The organism is Pseudomonas peli, assembly GCF_050563605.1.
Classification (GTDB): Bacteria; Pseudomonadota; Gammaproteobacteria; order Pseudomonadales; family Pseudomonadaceae; genus Aquipseudomonas; species Aquipseudomonas peli_A.
On record NZ_JBNXUH010000001.1, the window covers coordinates 46952 to 67071 of the forward strand.

21 protein-coding genes are annotated in these 20120 nt (G+C 62.5%); 11 read left to right on the forward strand and 10 right to left on the reverse strand.

Annotation, left to right across the window (positions count from 1 at the left end; all coding sequences use genetic code 11):
- The first annotated feature begins 127 nt into the window (after positions 1 to 127).
- The 5 genes from uvrD (at position 128) to ACQ4LH_RS00235 (ending at position 5610) form a co-directional block, all read left to right on the forward strand.
- Positions 128 to 2332, forward strand: a complete 2205-nt coding sequence (gene uvrD, locus ACQ4LH_RS00215; RefSeq protein ID WP_430695302.1) for a DNA helicase II — start codon at positions 128 to 130, stop codon at positions 2330 to 2332.
- A 32-nt stretch (positions 2333 to 2364) separates the two neighbouring features.
- Positions 2365 to 3471 (forward strand): TRAP transporter substrate-binding protein, encoded by a 1107-nt coding sequence (locus tag ACQ4LH_RS00220; RefSeq protein WP_430695303.1) that lies wholly within the window; start codon positions 2365 to 2367, stop codon positions 3469 to 3471.
- Positions 3472 to 3573: 102 nt separating this feature from the next.
- Positions 3574 to 4152 carry a TetR/AcrR family transcriptional regulator gene (locus ACQ4LH_RS00225; RefSeq protein ID WP_430695304.1) on the forward strand — a complete coding sequence of 193 codons (579 nt, stop codon included), beginning with the start codon at positions 3574 to 3576 and terminating at the stop codon, positions 4150 to 4152.
- 104 nt (positions 4153 to 4256) lie between these two features.
- Positions 4257 to 5108, forward strand: coding sequence for a Tim44 domain-containing protein (locus ACQ4LH_RS00230; protein ID WP_305591086.1), 852 nt, complete (start codon positions 4257 to 4259; stop codon positions 5106 to 5108).
- 133 nt (positions 5109 to 5241) lie between these two features.
- On the forward strand, positions 5242 to 5610 hold the full coding sequence (locus tag ACQ4LH_RS00235) for a VOC family protein (RefSeq protein ID WP_430695305.1): 369 nt from the start codon (positions 5242 to 5244) through the stop codon (positions 5608 to 5610).
- A gap of 146 nt (positions 5611 to 5756) precedes the next feature.
- On the opposite strand, the gene ACQ4LH_RS00240 is transcribed toward ACQ4LH_RS00235, so the two are convergent.
- Positions 5757 to 6350: a hypothetical protein gene (locus tag ACQ4LH_RS00240; RefSeq protein ID WP_430695306.1), complete on the reverse strand. Its 594-nt coding sequence runs from the start codon at positions 6348 to 6350 to the stop codon at positions 5757 to 5759.
- A 134-nt stretch (positions 6351 to 6484) separates the two neighbouring features.
- Between ACQ4LH_RS00240 and ACQ4LH_RS00245 the strand changes: the two genes are divergently transcribed.
- The gene (locus ACQ4LH_RS00245; RefSeq protein WP_296218922.1) at positions 6485 to 6895 is read left to right on the forward strand and encodes an SMI1/KNR4 family protein; all 411 of its coding nucleotides are present in this window, start codon (positions 6485 to 6487) and stop codon (positions 6893 to 6895) included.
- A 167-nt stretch (positions 6896 to 7062) separates the two neighbouring features.
- Here the strand turns inward: ACQ4LH_RS00245 and ACQ4LH_RS00250 are convergent, their stop codons facing one another.
- From ACQ4LH_RS00250 to ACQ4LH_RS00265, 4 genes are all read right to left on the reverse strand, one after another.
- Positions 7063 to 7755, reverse strand: a complete 693-nt coding sequence (locus ACQ4LH_RS00250; RefSeq protein WP_430695307.1) for a sensor histidine kinase — start codon at positions 7753 to 7755, stop codon at positions 7063 to 7065.
- Positions 7752 to 9356, reverse strand: a complete 1605-nt coding sequence (locus ACQ4LH_RS00255) for a response regulator (RefSeq protein WP_430695308.1) — start codon at positions 9354 to 9356, stop codon at positions 7752 to 7754. The genes ACQ4LH_RS00250 and ACQ4LH_RS00255 overlap by 4 nt, the downstream gene beginning before the upstream one ends.
- A gap of 70 nt (positions 9357 to 9426) precedes the next feature.
- A complete protein-coding gene (locus tag ACQ4LH_RS00260) occupies positions 9427 to 10080 on the reverse strand; it encodes a GntR family transcriptional regulator (RefSeq protein ID WP_430695309.1) in 654 nt (217 codons plus the stop codon).
- 120 nt (positions 10081 to 10200) lie between these two features.
- A complete protein-coding gene (locus ACQ4LH_RS00265; protein ID WP_430695310.1) occupies positions 10201 to 10971 on the reverse strand; it encodes an SDR family NAD(P)-dependent oxidoreductase in 771 nt (256 codons plus the stop codon).
- Between the two features lie 122 nt (positions 10972 to 11093).
- On the opposite strand from ACQ4LH_RS00265, the gene ACQ4LH_RS00270 reads away from it, so the two are divergent.
- From ACQ4LH_RS00270 to ACQ4LH_RS00285, 4 genes are all read left to right on the forward strand, one after another.
- Positions 11094 to 12485, forward strand: coding sequence for an aspartate aminotransferase family protein (locus tag ACQ4LH_RS00270; protein WP_430695311.1), 1392 nt, complete (start codon positions 11094 to 11096; stop codon positions 12483 to 12485).
- A gap of 90 nt (positions 12486 to 12575) precedes the next feature.
- A complete protein-coding gene (locus tag ACQ4LH_RS00275) occupies positions 12576 to 13943 on the forward strand; it encodes a glutamine synthetase family protein (RefSeq protein ID WP_430695312.1) in 1368 nt (455 codons plus the stop codon).
- 56 nt (positions 13944 to 13999) lie between these two features.
- Positions 14000 to 14731, forward strand: a complete 732-nt coding sequence (locus ACQ4LH_RS00280; protein WP_430695313.1) for a substrate-binding periplasmic protein — start codon at positions 14000 to 14002, stop codon at positions 14729 to 14731.
- Between the two features lie 81 nt (positions 14732 to 14812).
- Entirely contained in the window at positions 14813 to 15298 is a 486-nt protein-coding gene (locus ACQ4LH_RS00285; RefSeq protein WP_392539189.1) for an acyl-CoA thioesterase, read from the forward strand.
- A gap of 133 nt (positions 15299 to 15431) precedes the next feature.
- On the opposite strand, the gene ACQ4LH_RS00290 is transcribed toward ACQ4LH_RS00285, so the two are convergent.
- Positions 15432 to 16643: a hypothetical protein gene (locus ACQ4LH_RS00290; protein ID WP_430695314.1), complete on the reverse strand. Its 1212-nt coding sequence runs from the start codon at positions 16641 to 16643 to the stop codon at positions 15432 to 15434.
- A 60-nt stretch (positions 16644 to 16703) separates the two neighbouring features.
- The gene (locus ACQ4LH_RS00295) at positions 16704 to 17237 is read right to left on the reverse strand and encodes a zf-TFIIB domain-containing protein (RefSeq protein ID WP_430695315.1); all 534 of its coding nucleotides are present in this window, start codon (positions 17235 to 17237) and stop codon (positions 16704 to 16706) included.
- Between the two features lie 120 nt (positions 17238 to 17357).
- Here ACQ4LH_RS00295 and ACQ4LH_RS00300 point away from each other — a divergent pair, with 120 nt between their 5' ends.
- On the forward strand, positions 17358 to 17759 hold the full coding sequence (locus tag ACQ4LH_RS00300) for a DUF3301 domain-containing protein (RefSeq protein WP_430695316.1): 402 nt from the start codon (positions 17358 to 17360) through the stop codon (positions 17757 to 17759).
- A gap of 6 nt (positions 17760 to 17765) precedes the next feature.
- Here the strand turns inward: ACQ4LH_RS00300 and ACQ4LH_RS00305 are convergent, their stop codons facing one another.
- From ACQ4LH_RS00305 to ACQ4LH_RS00315, 3 genes are all read right to left on the reverse strand, one after another.
- Positions 17766 to 18125 carry a DUF7079 family protein gene (locus ACQ4LH_RS00305; protein WP_430695317.1) on the reverse strand — a complete coding sequence of 120 codons (360 nt, stop codon included), beginning with the start codon at positions 18123 to 18125 and terminating at the stop codon, positions 17766 to 17768.
- 5 nt (positions 18126 to 18130) lie between these two features.
- Positions 18131 to 19009, reverse strand: coding sequence for an alpha/beta fold hydrolase (locus ACQ4LH_RS00310; protein WP_430695318.1), 879 nt, complete (start codon positions 19007 to 19009; stop codon positions 18131 to 18133).
- Positions 19010 to 19251: 242 nt separating this feature from the next.
- On the reverse strand, positions 19252 to 20034 hold the full coding sequence (locus ACQ4LH_RS00315; protein ID WP_430695319.1) for an alpha/beta fold hydrolase: 783 nt from the start codon (positions 20032 to 20034) through the stop codon (positions 19252 to 19254).
- Positions 20035 to 20120 lie beyond the last annotated feature (86 nt).

Sequence of the window (20120 nt, forward strand, 5' to 3'; positions counted from 1 at the left end):
CGGCGAGTGCAGGCGCGGCCCATCTGCGCCCGCAGGGCTGACTCACCAGTCGTCCACTAAAACCCCTGGGCCGACCCAGGTCATACCCTGGTTTGCCCTGCCTGGCGCAGCCCCCTAGAATGCCGCGATGCAAAATGACCCCGAACTCCTGATTGCCTCTCTTAATGATGCCCAACGCCAGGCTGTAGCCGCGCGCGTGGGCCGCCAACTGGTGCTGGCCGGCGCTGGCTCCGGTAAAACCCGCGTGCTGGTGCACCGCATCGCCTGGTTGATCCAGATCGAGAATGCCTCGCCGCACAGCATTCTGTCGGTGACCTTCACCAACAAGGCCGCTGCCGAAATGCGCCACCGCATCGAGCAGATGCTCGGGCAGAGCCCGGCCGGCATGTGGGTGGGCACCTTCCACGGTCTGGCCCATCGCCTGTTGCGCGCGCACTGGCAGGAGGCCGGCCTGGCCGAGAACTTCCAGATTCTCGATTCCGATGACCAGCAGCGCATCGTCAAACGGGTGATCCGCGACCTCGGCCTGGATGAACAGCGCTGGCCGCCTAAGCAGGCGCAGTGGTTTATCAACGGGCAGAAAGACGAAGGCCTGCGGCCGAAGAATATCCAGCCCGGCGGCGACCTGTTTCTCGCCACCATGCTGAAGATCTACGAAGCCTACGAAGCGGCCTGCGCCCGCGCCGGGGTGATCGACTTCTCCGAGCTGCTGCTGCGCGCCCTCGACTTGTGGCGTGATAAGCCCGGCCTGCTGGAGCATTACCAGCGGCGCTTCCGGCATATCCTGGTCGACGAGTTCCAGGACACCAACGCCGTGCAATACGCCTGGCTGCGCATGCTCGCCAAGGGCGGCGACAGCCTGATGGTGGTGGGCGACGACGATCAGTCGATCTACGGCTGGCGCGGGGCGAAGATCGAGAACATCCAGCAGTTCTCCGACGACTTTAGCGATGCCGAAGTGATCCGCCTGGAGCAGAACTACCGCTCCACCGCCGGCATCCTCAAGGCCGCCAACGCGCTGATCGCCAATAACCAGGGCCGTCTGGGCAAGGAACTGTGGACCGAAGATGGCGACGGCGAGCCGATCAACCTGTATTCGGCGTTCAACGAGCACGACGAAGCGCGCTACGTGGTCGAGACAATCGAGGACGCCCTGCGCAAGGACGGCCTCAAGCGCAGCGAAATCGCCATCCTCTACCGCTCCAACGCCCAGTCGCGGGTGCTCGAAGAAGCCCTGCTGCGCGAGAAGATTCCCTATCGCATCTACGGCGGCCAGCGCTTCTTCGAGCGCGCGGAAATCAAGAACGCCATGGCCTACCTGCGCCTGCTCGACGGCCGCGGCAACGACGCCGCGCTGGAGCGCGTGATCAACGTGCCGGCACGTGGCATCGGCGAGAAGAGCGTCGAGACCATCCGCGAATACGCCCGCGCCCATGATGTATCGATGTGGGAAGCCATTCGCCTGATGGTCGCCGCCAAGACCCTGCCTGGCCGGGCTTCGAGCGCGCTGGCCGGGTTTATCGAACTGATCGAAAACCTCGCCGCCAAGGCGCTGAGCATGTCGCTGCACCTGATGACCCAGACGGTGATCGAGCAAAGCGGCCTGATCGCCTATCACAAGGCCGAGAAAGGCGAAAAAGCCCAGGCACGCATCGAAAACTTGGAAGAACTGGTCAGCGCCGCGCGCACCTTCGAGAACAACGAAGACGACGAACTAAGCCCGCTGCAAGCCTTCCTCAGCCACGCCTCGCTGGAAGCCGGCGACACCCAGGCCGCGGAAAACGAAGACAGCGTGCAGCTGATGACCCTGCACAGCGCTAAGGGCCTGGAGTTCCCCCAGGTGTTTCTGGTGGGCATGGAAGAAGGCCTGTTCCCGCACAAGATGAGCCTGGAAGAGCCCGGCCGCCTGGAAGAAGAGCGCCGCCTGGCCTACGTCGGCATCACCCGCGCCATGAGCAAGCTGGTGATCACCTATGCCGAGACGCGCCGCCTGTACGGCAGCGAGACCTATAACAAGGTGTCGCGCTTCGTCCGCGAGATTCCGCCGCAGCTGATTCAGGAAGTGCGCCTGTCCAATAGCGTCAGCCGGCCGTTCGGTGCGGTCAGCCGCAATATGGGCGGCAACAGCATGAGCGGCGACAGCATGTTCGCCGGCAGCGCCGTACCAGACACCGGCTTCAACCTCGGCCAGCGCGTGCAGCATTCGCTGTTCGGCGAAGGCACCATCCTCAACTTCGAAGGCTCCGGCGCCCAGGCGCGGGTGCAGGTGAATTTCGAGAGCGAAGGCAGCAAGTGGCTGATGCTGAGTTACGCCAAGCTGCAGGCGCTGTGATCGACCGTCTATTCAAACAATAAGGAGCCTCCATGATCCGCCGCCCTCTGCTGCTTGCCAGCGCCCTGCTCGCCGCCATCGGTCTGAGCGGTTGCAAGGAAGAACCTGCCGCACCGCAGGCAACTGCCACGCCTGCTGCAGGAACGCCTGCCGCAGAAAGCTTTCACTGGAAGATGGTCACCGCCTGGCCGAAGAACTACCCCGGCCTGGGCACCGCGGCCGAACGCCTGGCCGAGCGGGTCAAGACCATGAGCAACGGCCGCCTGACCATCAAGGTGTATGCCGGTGGCGAACTGGTGCCGCCACTTGAAGTGTTTGACGCGGTGTCGCGCGGCACCGCCGAGCTGGGCCATGGCGCCGCCTATTACTGGAAGGGCAAGGTGCCGGCGGCACAGTTCTTCACCGCCGTGCCGTTCGGCCTGTCCACCAGCGAGATGAATGCCTGGCTGAGCAAGGGCGGCGGTCAGGCATTGTGGGACGAAGCCTATGCCCCCTATGGCGTAAAACCCATGGTGGTGGGCAACACCGGCATGCAGATGGGCGGCTGGTACAACAAGGAAATCAACTCGCTGGATGACCTCAAGGGTCTGAAAATCCGCATGCCGGGCCTGGGCGGCGAGGTGCTGAGCAAACTCGGCGCCACCACCGTCAACCTGCCCGGCGGCGAAGTGTTTACCGCGCTGCAGAGCAACGCCATCGACGCTACCGACTGGGTCAGCCCTTACAACGACCTGGCCTTCGGCCTGCATAAAGCCGCCAAGTTCTACTACTACCCCGGCTGGCAGGAACCCCAGGCGGTGCTCGAACTGCTGATCAACCAGAAGGCCCTCGACAGCCTGCCGGCCGATCTGCAGGCGATTCTCACGGAAGCCGCCCGCGCCGCCAGCCAGGATATGCTGGATGACTACGTCTATCACAACGCCATGGCCCTGGATGAGCTGAAGCAGCAGGGCACCCTGCTCAAGCGCTTCCCCGACGAAGTGCTGACCGCCATGCAGCGCGAATCGGAAGTGGTGCTCGGCGAACTGGCCGCGCAGAGCGAGCTGAACGGCCGCATCTGGGCCTCGATGCAGGCCTTCCAGGCTCAGGTCAGCCAGATGCACCAGCTGTCGGAGAAAGAGTTGTACAACTGGCGCTGACACCCGGCTGCAATCAGTACAAACGGAACCTTCGGGTTCCGTTTGTCGTTTCAGGCAGGCCCGACTGCGCTCGCCGCCCATACTGCTTGGCGAGGTGAGCCGATGAAACGCACAACTGTTTCCGCGTCACAGATACTCGATAGCGCCCTGCAACTGGCCGATGCTTGCGGCTGGGAGCGGCTGCATCTGTTCGATGTGGCCGCCGACCTGGGTGTGGGGCTGGATGCCATCGCCGCGCATTACCGCGAGAAGGATCAGCTGGTCGAAGCTTGGTTCGACCGCGCCGACCAGGCCCTGCTGGCCCGTGGCACTGGCGCAGACCTGCTGACGTTGGAGCCGGCCAAACGCCTGGAGGAGCTGCTGATCGCCTGGCTCGATAGCCTGGCCGCGCACCGTGCCGTCAGTGGGCAGATGCTGCTGTACAAGCTCGAACCGGGGCATATCCACCTGCAGATTGGCGGCCTGCTGCGCATCAGCCGCACCGTGCAGTGGTGGCGCGAGTCGGCCCGACGGGAAACCCTGCACCTGTGCCGCATCGCCGAGGAAAGCCTGCTGACCGGCGTGTACCTGCGCTGCTTTATCCACTGGTTGCGCCACCCCGAGGAAGACCCCGCCGACTTCCGCGCCTTGCTGCGCAGACAGTTACGCTGCGGCCCGCTGCTGGTGCTACTGCGCCGCTGACTCAGTCGCATGGGCAAAAGCCGGAAACATTCTATGTCTAGCCAGCGGCGGCTACGCCGGGCAAGATGCCGCGCGTAGATCCAATCACCAAGAGACAGCTAACCATGCAGCGTTTCCTTAGCATCGCCCTGGCCATGTTCCTCAGCCTGGGACTGACCACCATGAGTTTCGACGCCGAAGCCAAGCGACTGGGCGGCGGCAAATCCTTCGGTTCCGCGCCAAGCCACCAGGCTCGCCAGGCACCGGCCCAGCAAACCGCTGCACCGGCTACCGCCGGTCGTCAACCTGCCGCTGCCAGCGGCGCCTCGCGCTGGTTGGGCCCATTGGCCGGCCTGGCCGCGGGTGGTCTGCTGGCCTCGATGTTTATGGGTGACGGCTTCGAAGGCCTGCAGATCATGGACATGTTGATCTTCGGCCTGATCGCCTTCCTTCTGTTCCGCTTCCTCGCTGCACGTCGTCGCCAGGCCCAGCCGGCTGCCGCCGGTGGTGTGCCGTATCAGCGCGAAATGCCGACCCAGGCTGCACCTAGCTCGATTTTCGGTGGCAGCAGCGCCGCAGCCGTTATCAAGCCGGTGATCAACGCCCCAGCCTGGTTCAACGAGCAGAGCTTTATCAACGCCGGTCGTGAGCACTTCCTCAGTCTGCAACAGCACTGGGATGCCAACGAGATGGACAAGATCGGCGAGTTCGTCACCCCGCAGCTGCTGGAATTCCTCAGCCGCGAACGTGCCGACCTGGGTGATGGCTTCCAGTCCACCTACGTCGACAACCTCGATGTTCAGCTGGATGGCGTCGATGACCTCAGCGACAAGACCGTCGCCACCCTGACCTTTACCGGTGTGGCCAAGACCTCGCGCTTCGACCAAGGCGAAGTGTTCAGCGAAAGCTGGCGCCTGGAGCGTGCCGTTGGTGACAACCAGCCGTGGCTGGTTGCCGGCATCCGCCAGAACGGTTAATACCTGCTGCAATAAAGAAAACCCGGGCAAGCCCCGGGTTTTCTTTGTCCATCATTCAGCAAACGCATGGGCTGGCGCCCGCCCCACTCAAGGTGCAATCTGCCCCTAGCTTAACCACCACGAGGACTGAGCAATGATCGGATACACCACGGTTGGCACCACTGACATGGAAAAAGCCAAGGCGTTCTACACCCCTTTGCTGGCTGAAATGGGTGCCAAGATGGTCATGGATATGGGCCGCATCGCCTTCTACGGCATCGCCAAAGGTCAGCCGATGTTTGCCGTCTGCCTGCCCTATGACAAGCAAGCGCCTACCCCGGGCAATGGCCAAATGATCGCCCTGCCCGGCGGCTCACGCGAAGGTGTGGACAAGCTCTACGCCAAGGCCATCGAGCTCGGTGCAAGCTGCGAAGGCAAACCTGGCGAGCGCATACCGGGGTTCTACGGCGCCTATTTCCGCGATCTGGATGGCAACAAGCTGGCCTTCTACCAAATGGGCTAAGAACCTGCTTACGATCTGCTGCGCGTCGGCCCTGCTGCGTTAAAAACAGGCTCGGATGCTCATGTACAACTCGTACACTCCGCGTCCTCGCCTGTTTTAGCCTTGCATGGCTCTAGCTCGCAAGATCGTAAACAGATTCCAAGGCATTAGCCCGGATCTACGCTGGTACCCGGCGGTTTGGCCGCCGGGGCAGGCTGCTGGGCCTTGTCGCTCCATGCCTGGATATCCTCGCTGCGCTGCCGGCTGTTGAGCTGGGCGCGATCAATCGCTTCCTCGTAATGCGCCAGCCAGCTGCGCGAGCCCGGCAGCATATTGGCCAGATCACGCATACCGGCCTTCAGGCCCTGCATCACCTGCTGATAATCGCGCTCCTGGGCCTGCAGCACCTTGCTCACTTCGGCGATGCTGTCCGGGTTCTCCACGCGCTCGAACATTCCGGTCAGCTGCGATGCCTGCTGGCTGGCCAGCACTTCCTCCTGATTGCTCAACGCGGTCTGCTGCACCACCAGTTGCTGCTCAAGCCGTAGCACCTGCTTTTCTAGCGCCTGGATACGCGGCTCGTCGCCGGCGCTGAACGCGCTGTAGATATTCATCGCCACCGAGGCCAGCATCAGACTGCCCAGCACCCCGGCCAGCGCCAGGATAAACAGACGGTTGCGCTTGCCAGCGGTGGTCAGCAACTGCAGCCGCTCTTCCTCGCTGAGTGCACCACCTTCGGATTCTTGCGTTTGGCTTTTCATGACCCAACCACTTTATGACGTTCAAAAATTGACGCACTGCTCAGCTGCACAATAGCACTGTGCCGGCTTTTTGCTTAGACCCGTCTAGGGTATAAGACGCTCCCGTATACCCCGTAATAAATGAGGCAGACACCGTGGAAGAAGTCATCGAACAGTTGCGCGAACTCAACGAGCCGGTGCCCGTCCCGCTGGAGTTGCCGGAAGAAGAAACCCTGGTGGAGATTCAGGAGCAGATCCTTATCCATCTGCCCTTCGCCCTGCGTGAGTACCTGCTGCAGGTCAGCGATGTGGTTTACGGCCGCCTGGAGCCGGTTACCGCCAGCGACCCGCAATCGCACACCTACCTGCCGGAAGTCGCCGCTACCGCCTGGTCCCTGGGTGTACCGCGTGAATTTGTGCCGCTGTGCGAAGACCACGGCAACTACTACGTGGTGGAAGAAGACGGCACCGTGCTGCTGTGGGAAGCGGAAACCGGCGAAGTCAACGAAGACGAAACCTGGGAGTCGGTCTGGCACTGGGTGCGTGACGTCTGGCTGGAAAGCTAAAGACCTTTACGATCTGCTGCGCGTCGGCCCTGCGGCGTTAAAAACCGGCTCGGAATGCTCATGTACAACAGTACACTCCGCTTCCTCGCCGGTTTTTGCCTTGCAGGACTCTAGCTCGCGAGATCGTGAACACCTGATGAGCGACAACGCAGAGCCGCAGTAGCCCCTCAAGGCAGATAAATCCGAAACACCCCGCCACCCAGCGGCGCGCCGTTGGCCAGTTCGATATAGCCGCGCACACCGTGGCGTTCGTGCAGCTCGGCGATGCGACCGGCGAAGTAGAGGCCCAAGCCGGTGCTGCCGGTGCTGTGCTTGAGGCCAAGCACGTAGTTGGATTGCTGGCTGAGCATCTCTTGCGGGTAGCCCTGGCCATCGTCACAGATCGCCAGCACCAGTTTGCCGTTTTCCTCCCAGGCCCGAATCAACAGGGCGCTGTGGGCGTAGCGGATGGAGTTGGTAACGATATTGGCGACCACCGAGCCGAGCAGCTCCTCATCGAAAAAACCCATCAGGTCGAAGCTTTCCACCTCGCAGCGGGCGCTGATCTGCCGGCTTTGCAGCACCTCGAAATGCCGCGCCAGCTGGGCCTGGAGGAAATCCTCGACCTCGTGATAACCGGGGCGCATCGGCAGCTGGTTGACGCCGAGCTTATACAGGCCGAGCAGCTGCACCAGCATGCCGTTGAGGCGGGCGAACTCGTACTCGATCACCCCCTGCTCGCTGGCCTGCTGCTGTTCCGGCGGCAGCTGCGCCTGCCAATGCGCATGGGCGCGGGTGAGCATGGCCAGGGAGTTTTTCATGTCGTGCACGGTGGAGGCGATCACCGTGGAGAAATCCAGCCCGCCGGGGGAATCACTCATTGGCCGGACGCCCGACGCTGCAACTGCAAATAACGCGCATGCCGGGCATCGGTCTCGGGCATCTGGCTGACCACCTCCAGACAGCGCTGGCATTCTTCCAGCAGAGCCGCCGACATCTCTCCCCCAGCCGATTGCAGAAGCGATTGCACGGTATTGAGGGCGATGCTGATGTTCTTCGGCTGCAGAGCAAAGGCCTGACGGAATAGCTTGAGCGCCTCGTCGTACTGCTTCTGCTGATAGCAGCGTACGCCCTGACGGTTGAGCTCCACGGCCTCTTTGCCGCCGGAGAGAATCTCGGCGTTGTCGGTCTGCCGGGCCACGCCCTGCATCACCTGTGGGTCGTCGCCGTAAACCTCGACACAGGTTTTCAGCAGCGCATCGCTGGCTGCCGTCTGGCCCAGCGCGCGCAGCTGGCTGGCGACGCTGAGGGCGGTATCGGCGGCAAACAGCTGCGGCAGCTGTTCCATCGCAGCAGCGGCTTCGGCGGCCAGTTGCGCGGCGCGCTTGGGTTCCCCGGATTTATTCAGGCTGCTGGCCAGGGCCAGGCGTGAACGCACTTGCACATTGGGGTCATTGGCGTAGGTCTTATCCAGCTCACCGAGAGCCTGGCTGACTTCGATCTGCAGGCGCTTGTCCAGCGTGCCATCGCCGGCCTGGGCAGTGATCGCCTGGGCCAGGCCGAGGTAGTTTTCCGGGCTCTTGAACTTGGAGGTACGGCCCTGCTCCATGGCCTGTCGATAAGCCTTGCCGGCGCTGTCAAAGTCCTGGTTATCCAGCGCCAGCTTGCCCAGTTGCATCTGCCGGCGAATCGCCAGCGGAGCCAATTTGACCGCATCTTCCAACGCCTGCTGAGCGCGCTGGCTCTCGCCCTGAGCCAGCAGCACGGCGGCCAGGCCGTCGTACAGCGCCGGCATCATCGGGAACAGCTGCAAACCCTTCTCGTAGAGGCTCTGCGCGCGACTCAGCTCACCGCGTTTGTGCATCAGGCTGGCCAGCGCCACCTGCGCCCAGGGCAACGGTCGCTCGGCCAGTACGCCATTGAGCAGCTGCTCCAGCTCATCCAGCCGGCCCAACTCGCGCAGCGCCGTGGCCTGGTAGCGCTGGCACAAGGGCAGGTAGCGTTTGTCCTGCTGGCTGAGGCTCTTGCAGGCATCCAGCACGGCGGCCGGGTCCTGTTTGTCGAGGCCCTGGAGAATGCCCTTGAGCGCGCTCTTGCGCTCCACCAGCTTGTCCAGGCGCTGATCGAGGCTAGCGCGGTTGAACGGCTTGGTCAGGTAGGCATCAGGCTCGTGTTCGAGGGCGCTGAGCACCATGGCCTGGCTGCTTTCGGCGGTAACCATGACGAAGATGCACTGGTGGCTGATCAGCTTGCCGGCGATCAACTCTTCCAACACCTGCTGACCGTTCTTGCCGCCGCCCAGGTTGTAGTCATGCAGGATGATGTCGTAGCGCTTGTTGCGGCACATGCTCAGGGCTTCTTCGCCGCGGTCGGCGGTGTCCACATCACGCGCGCCCATATCGCGCAGCATGGCCTTCAACGAGCTGCGAAAGTCGGTGAAGTCATCGACGATCAGGATGCGCTTGCTGCCGTAATCCAGCATTGAAGAAGTCCTTGTACTGCAGCCTCAGAGTCGCATCAGTGTAGTTGTCGGCCATCGCGCTGCCAGTGCGTCAACGCTGGTCCGGCTCCAGGTCGAGCAGGTTGAGGAGAAAGCGCGCGAAGTAGGTCAGGTCCTGTTCCATCGCCTGGCGCGCGGCCTTGGCGTCACCGGCTTCGATGGCGGCAAAAGCATCCTCGTGGAAGTCGTTGAGGCGCAGCGACAGATCGGCGTCGGTGAACAGCCGGTTGAAAAACGGCCCGACCTGCAACCACAGCGACTCGATTGAACGCAGCAACACCGGGTTGCCGCAGGCGCTGTAGAGGTGCAGGTGGAACTGGCTGTTGGCATCCAGATAAGCCTGCACCTGGCGCTGCTCGATGGCCTGATCCATGCGCGCCAAGCAGTCGCGCAACTCGGCCAGATCGGCCAGGGTCAGGCGCGGCGTGGCCAATTCCACGGCGAGGCCTTCGAGGCCTAATCGCACCTGAAAGATATTCTGGTAACGCTCGCGGGTCATCGGCGGTACGCGCACCGAGCGCTGCGGCTCGCCTTCCAGCGCGCCTTCGGCCACCAGGCGCTGCAGAGCGGCGCGCACCGGCATCGGGCTGGTACCCCATTCGGCCGCCAGATCACGAATTTTCAAACGCTCGCCGGGCTGGAAGCGCCCCGCCAGCAGGCTTTCACGAATACGTTGGTAGAGCTGGTCCTGCAGGTTATCGGCCATGGTCGTTCAGCCCCGTAGCGGTGGCGCGGGGAGTTGGGCGAGGGTCAGCGAGCAGTTGCGCATGGACATTCCTTATATTGAAGAAGGCCGCTTTAGAGCGGCGCAATGAATTCAAATGGCTCACGGAGCCTTGTTCTCAATTAGGCAATTACCGCCATCCACCACCAGCACTTCGCCGGTGATATAGCTGGCCTCGGGCGACGCGAGAAAGGCCACGGCGGCCGCGACTTCTTCTGGCCGGCCGGCGCGGCGCATCGGCGTGTATTGCGCCGCATGGCGCTCTTCTTCGGTACTCGAACCCGTAGCAATCCAGCCCGGTGCCACGCTGTTGACCGTGATGCCTTGTTTGGCCACTTCCAGCGCCAGGCCCATGGACAGGCCGAGCATACCGGCCTTGGCTGCACTGTAGGCCGCCTCGCCGGGGTTACTGCCGCGGGTGCCGGTAGTCGAGCTGATATTGACGATGCGCCCGTAGCCGCGCGCACGCATACCCGGCAGCACCGCACGGGTGAGCAGGAAAGCGGTGCCGAGGTTGCGCGCGATGGACAGGTTCCAGGTCTCCAGGTCCATGTCCGCCAGCTCGGCGAACGGCTCGGGGCTGCCTTGCATGGCCATGCCGGCGTTGTTGACCAGAATGTCGATCTGCCCCCACTGCGCCTGCGCCCAGTCGAGCAATTCAGCGACCTGCTGTTCATCGGTCAGGTCAGCGGCGCGACCACGTGCTTGAATACCTTCAGCGCATAACTCGGCGACGCGTTGCTCAACCCGCGCACTGCTGGCAGTCAGCAGTACCCGCGCTCCGGCACGACCCAGACGACGGGCAATCGCCAGGCCGATACCCGATTCACTGCCCGCGCCGCTGATCAGAGCCACCTGCTGCTGAAATACCATTACGCAACATCCTGTGATCACAAATATGGCAATAATCTAGCAATAAAGCCGGATCAAACCAATGCTTGAGTTTTCTGTGATCACAAAATAGCATGTGCAGATATTCGAACGAGGTGTTCAACATGACTGCCAGTGGTATCAGCCCATCCGCCGTAGCAACCTTCGCCAGCCGCGAGCGCGAACGCTTTATTGCGCGCAACCCGAAATCCGTGGCCCTGGCCGAACGCGCACGCAACTCCCTATACGGCGGCGTACCGATGCACTGGATGGCCGACTGGTCTACCCCGGTGCCGCTGTTTGTCGAACGGGCCAAGGGCGCACGCTTCTATGACGTCGACGGCCACGAATATATCGACTTCTGCCTGGGCGACACCGGCACCATGTTCGGCCACTCGCCGGACCCGATCGCCAAGGCCATCGCCGAGCAGGGCAACAACGGCCTGACCACCATGCTGCCGGGCGAGGACGCGGTGATCTGCGGCGAGCTGCTGGCCGCGCGCTTTGGCCTGCCGTTCTGGCAGGTCACCGCCACAGCCACGGATTCGAACCGCTACGTGCTGCGCTGGGCCCGCGCGATTACTCAGCGCAAGACCCTGCTGGTGTTCGACGGCTGCTACCACGGCACCGTGGACGACGTGATGGTGCGCTGCATCGACGGCGAAACCGTGCCGCGTTCCGGCCTGGTCGGCCAGGCCTACGACCTGACCGAGTACAGCCGCTCGATCCCCTTCAACGACGTCGCCGCACTGGAAGCCGCGCTGGCTAAGGGCGACGTCTGCGCACTGCTGTGCGAGCCGGCAATGACCAATATCGGCATGGTCCTGCCCGAGCCGGGCTTTATGCAGCAATGCCGCGAGCTGACCCGTAAATACGGCGCACTGCTGATTATCGACGAGACCCACACCATCTCCACCGATATGGGTGGCTGCACTAAATTGTGGGACCTCGACCCGGACTTCTTTGTGGTCGGCAAGCCGATTGCCGGCGGCGTGCCGTGCGGCATCTTCGGTTGCAGCGCGGCGATGGCCGAGGCCATGACCGCAGCGCGCAAACGCGCCAGCGAAGGCAGCCATGGCCACGGTCACAGCGGCATGGGCACCACCCTGTCGGCCAACGCCTTGGCCATGCACTGCATGCGCGCCAACCTGGAACAGGTGATGACCGAGGCCGCCTACGCGCACATGCTGCCGCTGGCCAAGCGCCTGGCCGATGGCTTCCGCACGCTGATCGGCAAGCACGACCTCAAGTGGTCGGTGACCGAGCTGGGCGCGCGCAGCGAGTTCCAGTTCTGCCCGGTATCGCCGAAGACCGGCGCCGAGGCCGAGGCGGCGTTCCACGACGAGCTGCAGATGGCCCTGCACCTTTACCTGATCAACCGCGGCATCCTGATCACCCCGTTCCACAATATGACCCTGTGCTGCCCGAGCACCACGGCGGACGATGTGGACCAGCTGATCGGCATGCTCGACCAGGCCCTGACCGAGCTGCTGGCCATCCCCGGCGCCCGCGAATAACTCATCGATCAGCCTGTGGGAGGGGCTTCAGCCGCGAGAATCGCCGCTAAAGCGCCTCCCACGAAATGACGACTCACTGTGAGAATCACCATGCAATTTGCTAATCCCCAGGAAGCTCGCGACTTTCTTGAGCAGCACCCGGAAGTGCGCAGCATCGAACTGATGCTGATCGACGCCAACGGCATCCCACGCGGCAAGCTGCTGCACCGCGACGAGCTGCTGGCCATCTACGAGAACGGCCGGCCGCTGCCCAGCTCGATCCTGGCGCTGACCATCCAGGGCGAGGACGTGGAAGAAAGCGGTCTGGTCTGGGAAGTCGCCGACGCCGACTGCTGGACCTACCCGCTGCCCGGTAGCCTGACCCTGCAACCCTGGCGCACCACGCCTACCGGCCAGCTGCAGGTGAGCATGCACCCGACCCAGGGCCTGCCAGCCGCCCCGGCCGATCCGCGGCATGTACTGGTACGCGCCATCGACCGGCTCAAGGCCGACGGTTACCACCCGGTAATGGCGGTGGAGCTGGAGTTCTACCTGCTGGATAAACAGCGCGACGCCAACGGTCGCCCACAGCCGGCACTGCAGAGCAACGGCGTGCGCCCGCAGGCGCCGCAGGTGTATGGCGTGTACGAGTTGGAGCAGCTGCAGCCGTTCCTCGACGACCTCTACGCCGCCTGCGAAGTTCAGGGCCTGCCGGTGCGCACGGCGATTTCCGAATACGCCCCCGGCCAGGTCGAGTTGACCCTCGAGCACCGCTTCGACGCGCTGCAGGCCATCGACGAAGGCGTGCGCTACAAGCGCCTGGTCAAGGGCGTGGCCAACAAGCACGGGCTGCAGGCCTGCTTTATGGCCAAGCCGTTTGGCGATCTGGCCGGCAGCGGCCTGCATATGCACGTGAGTTTGGCGGATGAAAACGGCAACAACCTGATGGCCTCCGAAGACCCGCATGGCACGCCGCTGTTGAAATATGCGATTGGCGGGATGATGGCCACGCTGAATGACACCCTGGCGATCTTCTGCCCTAACGCCAACTCCTTCCGCCGCTTCCAAGCCAACAGCTACGCGCCGCTGGCCAAGAGCTGGGGAGTGAACAACCGCACCGTGTCGTTCCGCGTACCGGGCGGCCCGGCCAACAGCCGGCATGTGGAACACCGCATCTGCGGCGCCGACGCCAACCCTTATCTCGCAGCGGCGGCAATCCTCTCCGGTATCCATCACGGCATCAAAAACCAGATCGATCCGGGCGAGGAAATCATCGGCAACGGCTACGAGCAGGCCCGCGAGACCCTGCCCACCGACTGGCTGACCGCCCTGCGCGCCCTGGAAAACTCAACTTGGGCCAAGCAGGCCCTGGGCGAGGAGTTCCTCAAGGTGTTTCTGGCGATCAAATGGAACGAGTTCCGCCAGTTTATGGGCGAAGTCGGCGAGCAGGACTGGCGCTGGTACCTGACCCACGCCTGACGGTGCAGTGCGTAACCGGCTAAGCTGTACAAAATCTGCACACCCTGGAGTGGCCCATGCGCCTCTGCCTTATCCTGGCCTGCTGGCTGTACAGCACACTCGCAACGGCCGAACCGTTGCGCGTGGGCCTGGAAAATCACGACTACTACCCCTACTACAGCGCGGTAGAGGGCCAGGGTTTCGATGGTTACTGCATTGCCCTGCTGCAGGCCTTTGCCAAGCGCGAAGGCCTAGAGTTGGAACTACGCCCGCAACCGGTCAACCGCCTATACCGCAATTTGCTCAACGGGCAGAACCTCGACCTGCTGTTCCCCGATAACCTCGCCTGGGCGCGCGAAGCCCGCGACGGCCAGACGCTGTATTACAGCCAGCCGGTGGTGCAGGTTGTCGACGCCACCCTAGTCCGCCCTGAGCGACTGGGCAAGGGCCTGGCTGCGGTCAAACGCCTGGGCATCGTCCGTGGCTTTACCGCCGAGGCCTGGCAGCCTCTCCTGGCCAAGGGCGGCGTTGAACTGGTGGAAGTTCAGGATATTCACAGCCTGATCCGCATGCTCGAGCGCAGCCGCCTGGATGCCATCTACGCCAACCCGCAGGTGGTGCAGCACCAGCTGCGCCAACTGGGCCTCGACGCCACGCACGTACAGCTCGACCCACAGCTACCGCAGGTCAACACCAGCTTCCACCTGAGCAGCTACAAACACCCCGAACTGATCAAACGCTTTGACCGTTTTCTGCTTGAGGACGCCGCGCAGTTAAGCCAGCTGCGCCAGCAGTTCAACCTGCCCTAAAGCAGCGCCAAGCTGCCTTAAACGCAGCCAAGGGCCAGCGCCAGCTGCTATGGTTGGGCAAATCCCTGTACAGAGTCTGCTATGGAACCCGGAAACGCCCAGCTGTCGATGACCGTACTGATGACCCCGGACATGGCCAACTTCTCCGGCAATGTGCACGGCGGCACCCTGCTCAAATACCTCGACGAAGTCGCCTATGCCTGCGCAAGCCGCTATGCCGGCTGCTACGTGGTGACCCTGTCGGTGGACCAGGTGATCTTCCGCGAGCCGATCCACGTCGGCGAGCTGGTGACCTTTCTCGCCTCGGTCAACTACTCCGGGCGCACCTCAATGGAAGTCGGCATCAAAGTGATCACGGAAAACATCCGCGAACGCTCGGTGCGCCACACCAACAGCTGCTTCTTCACCATGGTCGCGGTGGATGAACAGGGCAAACCTGCGCCGATCCCTGCTCTGGAGCCAAGCACCGCCGACGCCGAACGCCGCCAGCGCCAGGCCCTGCAGCGCCGGCAGATCCGCCACGAACTGCAACAGCGCTACCAGGCCCTGAACGAAGAAAAAAGCTGAGCTAGCAGACACTCTCGGCATCGGCATGCGCCCAACCCGGACAAGCTACAACAGCTGCTGCAACGCGCGGACGCCCAGCTATACAACGCCAAAGCGCAGGGGCGGAACCGTATTTGCGTGGATGGGTGAGGCGCTAAAAGGGCTGGTTAGCGGGTAGACAACGTACCTGCTTAGCGTCCGGCAGCGGGCCGTTAAAGCACATACGTTGGTGCTTATCATCCCAAACCGGCTGCTCGTTGGGCTGGTAGGGATTACCGCCCACCCGTGCCGGCCGACCTAGGCGATTGAACAATACAAGCTTGGCGTCTAAGTCATGCAGTCGGGCCAGATAAGGCCTGAAATCAGGGATCGCCACACCAACCAGAATACGCCCCACAGGGTTGCGCACGCGCCGCCAAGTCGAAACGACAGAGGGCGCCGGCTCACTCAAAGCCCCGACAAAAGCCTCTGCATCCAAAAGAGAATCACGGGCCAAACGGGCATAGGCCGGCAAGCTGTCATTGATACTCATCTGTGGCTTGTAGACCCACTGCAGGCGCCAAGCACTGACACCCAACTCCTGCTCGAGATTTGCCTGATATCTGAGCTCCGTTAGACCAGTAGCCACCATGGCGAACTCACGCTGCATGGAGCGCAACAACGAGCGCTCCTCACCGCTCAAAGGCTGTTGAATGTCAGGCGGAGGAATCAGACCGGCTTGATACAGCACCGCTAACGCATCCAGGTTTTGCGCGATGAGCGTTACGGTGGTCATTTTCATGATCAGGTTATCGGCATTCGACAGCCACACGCGCAGCAGACGAACATCCTCCTGCAGCAAAGCCAGAGCATCTTCACCTTGGCCTTCTTCGGCCAATTGCAGCGCCTGCAACGCACGCAATCGATTACCCCACAGTACCGCTGCATAGTTGGGTATCGGCTCATCCAGACCAGGCCGTGCCACGGTATGCGGCGCATCAAGCATCAACAACTGCTGATAGCGCTGCAGCAGTTCACGGTGCTGGCTGAACCACGCTTGCCGTTGCGCAGGCTCTAGCCGCAACCGCTGCAAACAGCCCTGCGCACCGAGCACGCACAACGCCTGCCCCGGCATCGCCAGCGTGGATATGTCTGCACCAAGTTGTGGCTCCTGGCTAAGCAAACGCTGGTGATAGAGCGCCACACGCTTACGACCTTCAATCTGCGGGTCGCGACCAGCAAGCGCATCTATCCCCATAAGCTGGTAATAGGCGGGGCTTTCACCCGCATCGGCAGCCGCCTGCTCAAGCCAATCCTTGGCCTTTGGGCTTAACGCTTCATCGCGCGACCACAACCAACCAACGGTAACCAACAACGTCAGGCCCAACAGCGCCGAAACAGCCCACTTATTCATATGCAGCGTCCTGCTCCACGAACAGCCTCAGGGTTACTCGTGACCGATATAGAACAGCAGCTCGCGGCGCTGCGGATGATCTTTCAGCCAGCTGCGAATATCGTCCGCGCGGGCAATGGCTTCATCCCCGACCAGGCGGGTGAAGCGTTGCCGCCGTGCTTCCTCGGAAGCTTGCTGGCGTACCTTGCGCTGCCAGGCTTCGGTGAAGATGCTCGGCATCTTGTGACTGAGTTCCAGCGCCTTGAGCAGCTGCCACTCGCCGTTATCCAGCCAGGCTTCATCACAGCTGCCGCACAGATCCAGACGGTTACCGTGGGTGCCGCTGATCTGGAACTTGCTCATCAGCTTGGCGCATTTGGGGCAGCTCAGGGCCTGCTGGCTTTCGCTAGCGGCCTCAGCTGCAACCTGCGTCTGCGGCTCATCATTCTGCGGCTGGCGCTCAGCCCAGTCGCGGTAATACAACAAGGCCACCAAAGCGCCGGAACACTGCGGGCAGCCGTGAGCCAGCAGGCCGTCATCCAGCTTGGTTGGTTGCAACGTGGTGGTACGGCAGGCAGGACAATGCATAGGAATTCCTTTTCGGGTTGGAGTGCGCGGACGCTAAAGCAACTGCTCAACGGCGACAAGCCCAGCGCCAAGAACTGTGCGGCAATCGGTTAAGCTCTGCACTCTGCCGCCGGAGCCGCCATGATCGACCTCTTCGATATATTTCTGCTGATGCTGTTCGCCACCGCCTGTGCCTGGCTGTGGCATGCCCATGGCCTACGCGAACGTGCGTTGACCCTGGTACAGCAGCACTGCGCCAAGGCCGATGTGGAATTGCTCGATGGTAATGTCGCCCTGCGCCGGCTCGCCTTGCTACCCGATGCACGCGGGCGCAAGCGGCTGGCGCGGGTGTATGGCTTCGAATTCACGGTCACCGGCGAACAGCGGCATATCGGCAGCATCACCCTGTTTGGCAAACAGCTGGGGCGCATCGAGCTGGCTCCGCATCCTTTTCGCGAACCGCCGGCGCCCAGCGCTAAGGTGATTGAAATGCAGCAGTGGCGCAGTCAGCGTCAGGATTCGGATAACAGCACGCAGCATTAAGGCCGACTAGTCGACGTCCGGATCAGCCAGAAATGCCAGGATCTGCTGCCATTCGGCGCGGCAGCCGTAGGTCATCGGGCGGCGCAGCAAACGGCATTTCAACCGGTGCCAGCGCCCGCCCAACTGATTGCTCCGGCACCCGGCAAACAGCCATTGCGGCTCGAAACCTTCCCACACCCCGGCAACCGCCCAGTGGTTAAGCCAGACCTGCGGCGCCACCTCATAGCCGTAGATCTGCTGCAACTCATCCAGACTCAAGCCACTGACGCGCAGCCGCGTGGCGATATGCCGGAGCGCCAACTGATCCAGCTCAGTGTCCAGCCACAGCTCGGAGAGCGCCAGCCAGACATCCTCGCGGCAGCTCATCGGGCTTAGTCGCGCTGCAACAGAAAGTGCACCACACGTGCGGCGCTGTCAGCCGGGTGCTCCTGCATAAAACAGTGCCCGCCTGGCACCACATGGGCGCTGACCTGAGCATTGCTGGCGCACCAGCGCGCCACCGACTTGGCAACAAAGGGGTAGCTGCGCTGCCCGTAAAGTACCTGAGTCGGCGTGGTCACCTTGGCCAGCGACGGCCATAGGCGCTTGGGAAAGGAGCTGAAGATGTCGGCTTCACGGCTCGGCCGGCAACGCAGCTCGGCACCCTTGTCGCTGTCTTTCAGCGCGTGTTGGATATAGGCGGCAAACGCCTCTTCGGTCCAGCCGCGGAACATCCCACGGCCATGCAGTGCAGCGTGGGCGGCGGCGCGGTCCGGCCAGCTGCTGCGGCGCTTGAGCGCCTTGCTGGCCAGGGTGGTGCGGCGAATTAAACCGACCACATCGGACAGCGCCATCACTCCAATCATCGCCGGGCTGAACAGCACTGGATCGAGCAATACCGCGCGGCTAAACAGCTGCGGCTGCTGGGCCAACATCAGGCTGGTCAGCACCCCGCCAAAGCTGTGGCCCAGAGCAAACACCGGCGCATCGGCAAAGCGCTCACGGCCAGCAGCAAACGCCTCCAGCGCCAGCTCGGCACTGCGATTCCAGCCATGGAAGCGCCCGCCGTGATCACTCTCACCATGGCCTTGCACATCGCACAGCCACAGATCGAAATCCTCGGCCAACAGCGCCAGCATCGGCGTATACACCCGCCCGCAATAGCCGTTGCCATGCAGAAAATGCAACACGGGCTTGCCCGAAGGCGGCGTATGCCAGCCACGCAGGGTAAAGCCAGCGCTGCTGTCGTGGGACCAGGGTTGAAGATTCATAACCGGCTCGCTGTCATCTGGCTCGCCAGTTTACTGCGCGCGCACCACAAAAAATTGCCTGGCGTAATTTTTGACTTCGCTCAGCAATGGCCCGCAGGGGGCCCGCCAACAATGGCAGGGCACAAAAACGCCGGGAGCGTTTTTGCGCGTAAGCCCCAAAGGGGTGAAGCACATGGATGTGCTGAACACAAAAAAATGGGCACCTGTAGGTGCCCGAATGTCCACACTCACCTTTTGCCCGACTACTGGCCGCGAATAAAGCGCTCCAGCAGGGCATTCAATTGCTCTGGCTGATCCAGCGGCGTGGCGTGCCCGGAATCGCTCACCACCTGCAATTCGGCATTACGCAGCGCCGCGACATAAGCCTGTTTGTAGGCCAGGGGCGTGTAATCACGGTCGCCGGCCACAATCAACATCGGGGTGTCGACGCCATTAACGGCCGGCAACGCCGACCAGCCGAGAATCGCGCGGATCGCATGCAGGTAAGACACAGGATCGTTCGCGCCGATACGCATAGCAGTACGCCGGCGCAGCTCGCTCTGCTCGGCATAGGGGAACAACTTGCGCGCCAGCAGACGACCCATGGCCTTTAAGCCGAACAGGCGGATCAGCGCCAGACGCAACAGCACCTTGCCGCGCAACGCCCAGGAATCCAGGGGGAAACTCGGCGCACTGTTGATCGCCACCAGACGCCCGACCAACTCTGGCTGCTGCGCCAGTAACTGGAAGCCGACCATGCCGCCCATGGAGATACCCACCAGCACACAGCCCTGAATATTCTGAATGCGAATAAACTCGCCAACATCCTCCGCCAGCTCGGCCACGCTGACCGGCCCGCGTAGAGGTTCGCTGGCGCCATGACCACGCAGATCGAGAGCGAACACTTCAGCAAAGCGCGACAGCGCCTCGATTTGCGGCTGCCAGTCCTGCCAGGATGAACCCAGGCCATGCAGCAACAGCACTGGCATACCCTGGCCTTTGCGAATATAAGCACAACGACCACTTTTCAATTGAATATAGTGCACAACTAAACTCCCTTTAATAATAACTATGGGGCACTAATAAACCTGTCCTCCTGAACCGCCGTGGTAATCAGGAAACAACTAATAAA

Bases quoted from the DNA above. Each gene is read 5' to 3' on its own strand.
- ACQ4LH_RS00255 (WP_430695308.1), bottom strand. From the start codon at position 9,356: ATGCTGGATTACGGCAGCAAGCGCATCCTGATCGTCGATGACTTCACC.
- ACQ4LH_RS00225 (WP_430695304.1), top strand. From the start codon at position 3,574: ATGAAACGCACAACTGTTTCCGCGTCACAGATACTCGATAGCGCCCTG.
- ACQ4LH_RS00305 (WP_430695317.1), bottom strand. From the start codon at position 18,125: ATGAGCTGCCGCGAGGATGTCTGGCTGGCGCTCTCCGAGCTGTGGCTG.
- ACQ4LH_RS00285 (WP_392539189.1), top strand. From the start codon at position 14,813: ATGGAACCCGGAAACGCCCAGCTGTCGATGACCGTACTGATGACCCCG.
- ACQ4LH_RS00250 (WP_430695307.1), bottom strand. From the start codon at position 7,755: ATGAGTGATTCCCCCGGCGGGCTGGATTTCTCCACGGTGATCGCCTCC.
- ACQ4LH_RS00280 (WP_430695313.1), top strand. From the start codon at position 14,000: ATGCGCCTCTGCCTTATCCTGGCCTGCTGGCTGTACAGCACACTCGCA.
- ACQ4LH_RS00220 (WP_430695303.1), top strand. From the start codon at position 2,365: ATGATCCGCCGCCCTCTGCTGCTTGCCAGCGCCCTGCTCGCCGCCATC.
- ACQ4LH_RS00240 (WP_430695306.1), bottom strand. From the start codon at position 6,350: ATGAAAAGCCAAACGCAAGAATCCGAAGGTGGTGCACTCAGCGAGGAA.
- ACQ4LH_RS00275 (WP_430695312.1), top strand. From the start codon at position 12,576: ATGCAATTTGCTAATCCCCAGGAAGCTCGCGACTTTCTTGAGCAGCAC.
- ACQ4LH_RS00270 (WP_430695311.1), top strand. From the start codon at position 11,094: ATGACTGCCAGTGGTATCAGCCCATCCGCCGTAGCAACCTTCGCCAGC.
- uvrD (WP_430695302.1), top strand. From the start codon at position 128: ATGCAAAATGACCCCGAACTCCTGATTGCCTCTCTTAATGATGCCCAA.
- ACQ4LH_RS00260 (WP_430695309.1), bottom strand. From the start codon at position 10,080: ATGGCCGATAACCTGCAGGACCAGCTCTACCAACGTATTCGTGAAAGC.
- ACQ4LH_RS00235 (WP_430695305.1), top strand. From the start codon at position 5,242: ATGATCGGATACACCACGGTTGGCACCACTGACATGGAAAAAGCCAAG.
- ACQ4LH_RS00300 (WP_430695316.1), top strand. From the start codon at position 17,358: ATGATCGACCTCTTCGATATATTTCTGCTGATGCTGTTCGCCACCGCC.
- ACQ4LH_RS00265 (WP_430695310.1), bottom strand. From the start codon at position 10,971: ATGGTATTTCAGCAGCAGGTGGCTCTGATCAGCGGCGCGGGCAGTGAA.
- ACQ4LH_RS00230 (WP_305591086.1), top strand. From the start codon at position 4,257: ATGCAGCGTTTCCTTAGCATCGCCCTGGCCATGTTCCTCAGCCTGGGA.
- ACQ4LH_RS00295 (WP_430695315.1), bottom strand. From the start codon at position 17,237: ATGCATTGTCCTGCCTGCCGTACCACCACGTTGCAACCAACCAAGCTG.
- ACQ4LH_RS00310 (WP_430695318.1), bottom strand. From the start codon at position 19,009: ATGAATCTTCAACCCTGGTCCCACGACAGCAGCGCTGGCTTTACCCTG.